Annotated in this window: 6 protein-coding genes; 1 reads left to right on the top strand and 5 read right to left on the bottom strand. The window is 49.2% G+C overall.

Annotated elements, in window-relative coordinates; translation table 11 throughout:
- Nucleotides 1-9: 9 nt before the first annotated feature.
- From WBV27_RS01350 to WBV27_RS01340, 3 genes are all read right to left on the bottom strand, one after another.
- Nucleotides 10-1140, bottom strand: coding sequence for a DUF4349 domain-containing protein (locus tag WBV27_RS01350; RefSeq protein WP_424198739.1), 1131 nt, complete (start codon nucleotides 1138-1140; stop codon nucleotides 10-12).
- A 604-nt stretch (nucleotides 1141-1744) separates the two neighbouring features.
- Nucleotides 1745-2392 carry an SGNH/GDSL hydrolase family protein gene (locus tag WBV27_RS01345; RefSeq protein WP_424198737.1) on the bottom strand — a complete coding sequence of 216 codons (648 nt, stop codon included), beginning with the start codon at nucleotides 2390-2392 and terminating at the stop codon, nucleotides 1745-1747.
- 9 nt (nucleotides 2393-2401) lie between these two features.
- Nucleotides 2402-2776: a VOC family protein gene (locus tag WBV27_RS01340; protein WP_424198735.1), complete on the bottom strand. Its 375-nt coding sequence runs from the start codon at nucleotides 2774-2776 to the stop codon at nucleotides 2402-2404.
- Between the two features lie 146 nt (nucleotides 2777-2922).
- Between WBV27_RS01340 and WBV27_RS01335 the strand changes: the two genes are divergently transcribed.
- A complete protein-coding gene (locus WBV27_RS01335; RefSeq protein WP_424198733.1) occupies nucleotides 2923-3771 on the top strand; it encodes a hypothetical protein in 849 nt (282 codons plus the stop codon).
- Between the two features lie 79 nt (nucleotides 3772-3850).
- On the opposite strand, the gene WBV27_RS01330 is transcribed toward WBV27_RS01335, so the two are convergent.
- Nucleotides 3851-4249, bottom strand: a complete 399-nt coding sequence (locus WBV27_RS01330) for a cytidine deaminase (RefSeq protein ID WP_272162107.1) — start codon at nucleotides 4247-4249, stop codon at nucleotides 3851-3853.
- Between the two features lie 148 nt (nucleotides 4250-4397).
- Nucleotides 4398-5189, bottom strand: a 792-nt coding sequence (locus WBV27_RS01325; protein ID WP_424198731.1) for an iron-containing alcohol dehydrogenase family protein, incomplete at its 5' end; no start/stop codon positions are given.

The raw sequence follows: 5189 nt of genomic DNA, 5'->3' as shown, positions 1-5189 counted from the left end.
TTGTTAAGCTTATGGTTCCAACGGATCTTCGCTGTTTCCGGCTTCAGAGGTTGTTTCCTTTGACGCATCATTTTTAGCTGTCGGCGTTTCCGGAACAGATGGCGCAGTATCTGTTGGTGATATCGGTGGTGTTACGATAGGTTTGGATGCAACGGTTGTCCCTCCCGGTTTTCTTGGGTGGGTCCGTTCAAACCGTTCTTTCCGGCGCTCTTCGATCTGTTTTCTTTCCAGGAGTTGCTTTTCAGCTCTTTGCTTGCCCCAAATCGTTTTGCCGAACAGTTTTTTAATCGCCCACAACAGCAGTAACAGCATCAGGACGGCTACGAAGAACGGCAGTGCATAGATGAACCAGATAGCGGCATCCTGTAGCCAATAGTAGAAGGAATAAAGCGAATCGGTGAAAGCATCCTTGACGCGACCCCAGAAAGGCGCCGATCCGCCTTGGTTGTTCGAGATGCGCGAACGCTCGGAAACAGTCAGATACAAAGCCGTATAGTCGATCAGATCGTCGATGTTGTCCAATTCGGACTGCAGCATTTCCCTTTCGGCTATGGCCGCACTGAGACTGTCTTCGATGGTAAGGATCTCTTCTACCGTTTCTGCCTGCTCAAGCAGTGTCAGCAGGCGCTCTTCTTTCCTTTGCAGCACGCTGATGCGCGTGGCTGTGTCTTCATAATATTGCGTAACATCTTCGTTGCCTTGCTGCTCGCTGACTTTTGTGCCCAGCCCACCCTCCAGATCATCCAGGAAGGCTGTCACTGAATCTTTCGGAATCCTGATCGTGTAGCTGCCTTGGCGATAGTTTTGGCTCAATGAGGAGGTCGTGTAGAACATGTCACCGCCGCTGGATTCATATGAATACTCCACATAGGCTCCATATTTACCGACGATTTCCTTCAGATAGTCGATGGAATCATCATATTTCAATGTTTCATAGGAAAGGTGGACGGTGGTCACTACCTTTTCACCGATAAGCAAACCCGAACCGACCGCCCCATCCGATTTGGCTATTTCGGTCGTCACGTTGTCTACTCCGGCAGCGTCTTGTTGCGAAACACTCGTTTCCTCGGTCGTTAAGAATGAACAGCCCACTAGTGAGAATGACAGCAGAGAAAGGATCAATAATTTCAGATTTTTCAATTGAGGCGCCTCCAATCTTTCCTAAGTTTCCTACTTAGATTATACCGCATGGCGGCCGCTGCTCCTAATAAAGCCCTTACAGATTTAAGGTCCTGTTGTGGCGGGGTTGGCTTGGCGGGAGAACAGCTGGAGAAAACGGAGAAACCGGGCGCTTCTCCGGTGAAGCGTCCCTCATCAGAGGTGACATGGCTTTAGCGCACTCTCCTCCGGCGAAGCGATCCTCGCAGGAGGAGAGGTGTCTTTGGCGGCCGTCAGCTCCTGCGATCCGGGCCTCACCGGAGCTGACGGCCTTTTCCACACCAATACAAAAAGAAAGGGCCGGAAAGGTAAACACCTAAGTGTTCATCTTTCCGACCCTTTCTTCTGATACGGCATGGGTAAACCCATGGATGGGACTGTTCACAGCAGTCACCATCAAACATCCACATCCTGTGGTTGTGCAAGCACGTATGTCCCGTTTGATTTGCAATCACTTCGCCGCTTGCGCGGAATGGGCGAACCCACCTGATTGCTCGTCGCCTCATCGCATGTAAAACATCTTATCATGCAGAAACCGAAAAAGCAAGACTTTTATTTTGGTTACAGACTGCCTGCTCAATAATCCTTATTCTTTGCCACTCTCGTCAAATTGCTTCAGCCAAGCGTCGGCGATGAGACGGTGGCCTTTTTTGGTTGGATGGACGCCATCGTTGGATAATGTTTCATATCCTTCGACAGCACCGATTGCATTCAGATAAGCATCCAGTCCGATCCATTCGGCATCGAACTCTTCGGCAAGGCGTTTGACGATTTCCTGTTTCGGATCCAAATCGACCCGCCAAGTTTTACGGTCTTCCGGATACGGGAAGACGAACGGCTCCATCAGAATGATTCGTGCATTTGATTTTTTCCGCAAAGAAGCCAATAAATGACGGTAATGCATTTCGAACTGTTCAGTGCCCTCTTTGGTAGCAAACACACTCTCGTCGCCAACATTATGCCACGTATCGTTGATGCCGATCAACATAGTGACGACGTCGGGTTCGAGCGAAACGCAATCGCTGTGCCATCTTTCCGCTATATCATGGATTCGGTTGCCGCTGATGCCGCGGTTGATCAGCTGATAGTATTCGGAATCACCTCTGTCCGCAAGAGCTTTCGCTATCATTGCCACATAGCCCTTCCCCAGCGAATCGGGATTGTTGCGGTTGCGGCCAACATCCGTGATGCTGTCGCCGATGAAAAGCAATTTGTACTTGGTCGTTTTCTCCATAGGTCCGTCCTATCTGTTCTGGATGACTTCAACCTTGTAGCCATCCGGATCGGTGATGAAATAGTATCTTACGGAAGAATCAGGCAAGCCTTTGTAGTCGGTCACGTTGAATCCGGCAGCCAACTGTTTGTCGTGAAGGTCTTCAAATTCGTCCACCCCGATGGCGATATGGCCATAGCCGTCACCGATGTTATAAGGTACATGGTCGTAATTGTAAGTCAATTCCAACTCATAATCATCGCCTTCCAAACCTAAGTAGACGATCGAAAACTTGTGCTCAGGGTAATCCAACTTCTTTTTCTCGCGGAAATCAAACGCCTCTTTGTAGAATGCGATCGATTTATCCAGGTGCTGCACGCGGATGCAAGTGTGTAACATTTTCATTAAGTCATCATTCCTCTCATTTATGCTGTTATTATCATACCGAATTATCGGTTCCTTTACAAAAAATTTGTCGTTAAAATAACCTTGCTATATCCCACAAACTGACTTATTCTAGAAGTTAGTTACCAGTGAGAAGGAGAAAACCGATGAAGATATGTACCTATTGCCATAATCGCATACCGAAAGAGGCTTTGATCTGTCCGATGTGCGGGTCGGATGTTTCCGGTTCGGACGCGATCCATCAAGATGATTTTTATCAATCCACTTTATTCGAAGATAACACGGAAAAGTTTGTCGACCTAACAGAAGGCGAAGATGAAGAGGCGGCTGAAGCGGCTTCGCGTGCTGATAAGCAAGCTTTCTCTTTCAATGAAGCAAAGAATAAATTCATCCGTTACGTGCGTTTTTTGTGGAAAAAAATGCAAGACCCCGCGGAGACCAGAAAATCGCGCAGGGAAAGCCACAATCTTTACGGCTACTTTACCTTCATCCTTTCGGCGTTGCTTTCAGCCGGATTGGTGACCCGGATTGCGGTCGCATTGACTAATCAATATGATCTGCTTTCGCAGATTTCACTGCTTCCGACCGTCACATTCCAGGTCGAACCGGTTGTTTGGTTCATGAAGAATTTTCTGATGTTCTTGGCGTTCTATTATCTTTACCCATTCTTGGCATACCTCATCAAGACATTCTTTTTGCATAGGCGCCATGCTTTCCACAACTGGATGACGCAATATGCAGGAATGAACGCTTTTGCTTTGTTGCTGTTGGGCACTGCGTTTGTGATCAGCCTCATCGCCCCAATACTGATGGCGGTTCCGGTGCTGTTGTTGTTCTTGGTCCATCTGTCCAGCTATCTGGTGACGTTCATCGCCAGCCTGTACCAGACGATCAACGAAACAAAACGGGATACTCTTTACCTTTGCCTTGGCGGAATCAGCGCACATTTGCTGCTGATGATGACGATCGCCTATGTATTATTCCTGAAAATGTAAATTCCAGAGGAACGCAATCGCTCCAAAACCAATAAAACAACTGTGGCCCACCAATCAGAGGTGGGCCGCAGTTGTTTTTTTACATATCCAAATCGGTAAAGGCGTAAGGAACCAACTCTTTGATCGTCAGCTCCATGATTTTTCCGTGCTTATCGGAAAGGTAGACAGGCGTTTCGTACCCGCACAATTCCACCATCACCTGGCGGCAGATGCTGCAAGGCGGGAGGAATGTTTCCGTGTCGCCGGCGATGGCGATGGCTGCGACGTCGTCTTTGCGGTAGCCTCTCGTAACGCCGGTGAATAAGGCTGTCCGCTCTGCGCAGTTGGTGGCGCCGAAGGAAACATTTTCCACGTTCACGCCTTCGATCACTTCGCCGTCCTTATAGAGGACTGCCGCTCCTACCGGGAAATGCGAATACGGGCTGTATGCATGTTGCATGGCCGCTCTTGCTCTGGAAACTAATTCTTCACTGTTCATCGATGATCCCTCGCTTATCATGAATGGGTAATTTTTCTGATCGGTAAATGTTCGTGTTTACAGTATACCGATTATTCCAGATTTTGCCAAACCGGAAAGGTCATCGATCAATGTTGCCTAGCTCTTGCTCAAGCTTTAATCGTTCGGATCAGAGTTCAGGCAAATTCGCCATGTAGTCTTCGAGCGCCTGGATCGCTTCCGCCATCAACTCGGCAGTGACTTCGTAAGGCAGTCCGTGCGCCGGTGCTTCGGGCTTGGTCGACAGACGGGCGATCTCCATTATGCCTTCAGCGTCCAGTTTGTCCAAGTGCAGATCGTGGAGGCTCTTCGGAATGTCCAAATGTTCATAAAACGGAATCAGATTATCGATCTCCGCCCATTTCTTTTCGTAAGCCAATTGGACCATGATGCCATAGGCTACCTTATGCCCATGCAGAAAATGATGCGACTCCGGGAAATTGGTGATGGCATCATGGATCTCATGGGCGATGGTCGTCCGCGCAAAGGCGTCGCCCATCCCGCCGACCATGCCACTGATGGAAGTGATGACCTCCGTCAGCTTCACAAAAGCTTCCGTCACTTCCCCCGCTTCCAAGCTGGCGATCGCCAACTCGGCGTGATCGAGGATGCTTTGTCTGCAGATGTATGCCGCTTGGCGCGCCATCATCAGCATCGGTTGTTGGGCATTCTCAGGCAAGGAAAGGATTTCGTCCGATTCGTACCATTTGGCCAACGTGTCCGCCAATCCGGCCACAAAGAAATCCTTCGGCGAATCGATGATCAAACGCGGTTCCAATAACAATAGCGAGGCTTGTTGCTGCAGAAAATCATAGCGGATGAACACGCCATCCTCGCTGTACATGACGCTGAGCGGCGTCCAAGGGGCGCAATTACTTGCCAATGTCGGAACCATCACATTCAGGATGCAGCCCGCTTTAGC

Source organism: Trichococcus sp. (assembly GCF_049589555.1).
In the GTDB taxonomy this organism is placed as follows: domain Bacteria; phylum Bacillota; class Bacilli; order Lactobacillales; family Aerococcaceae; genus Trichococcus.
Note: the sequence above shows the minus strand (reverse complement) of the source record. Positions and strands in the feature narration are given on the sequence as shown.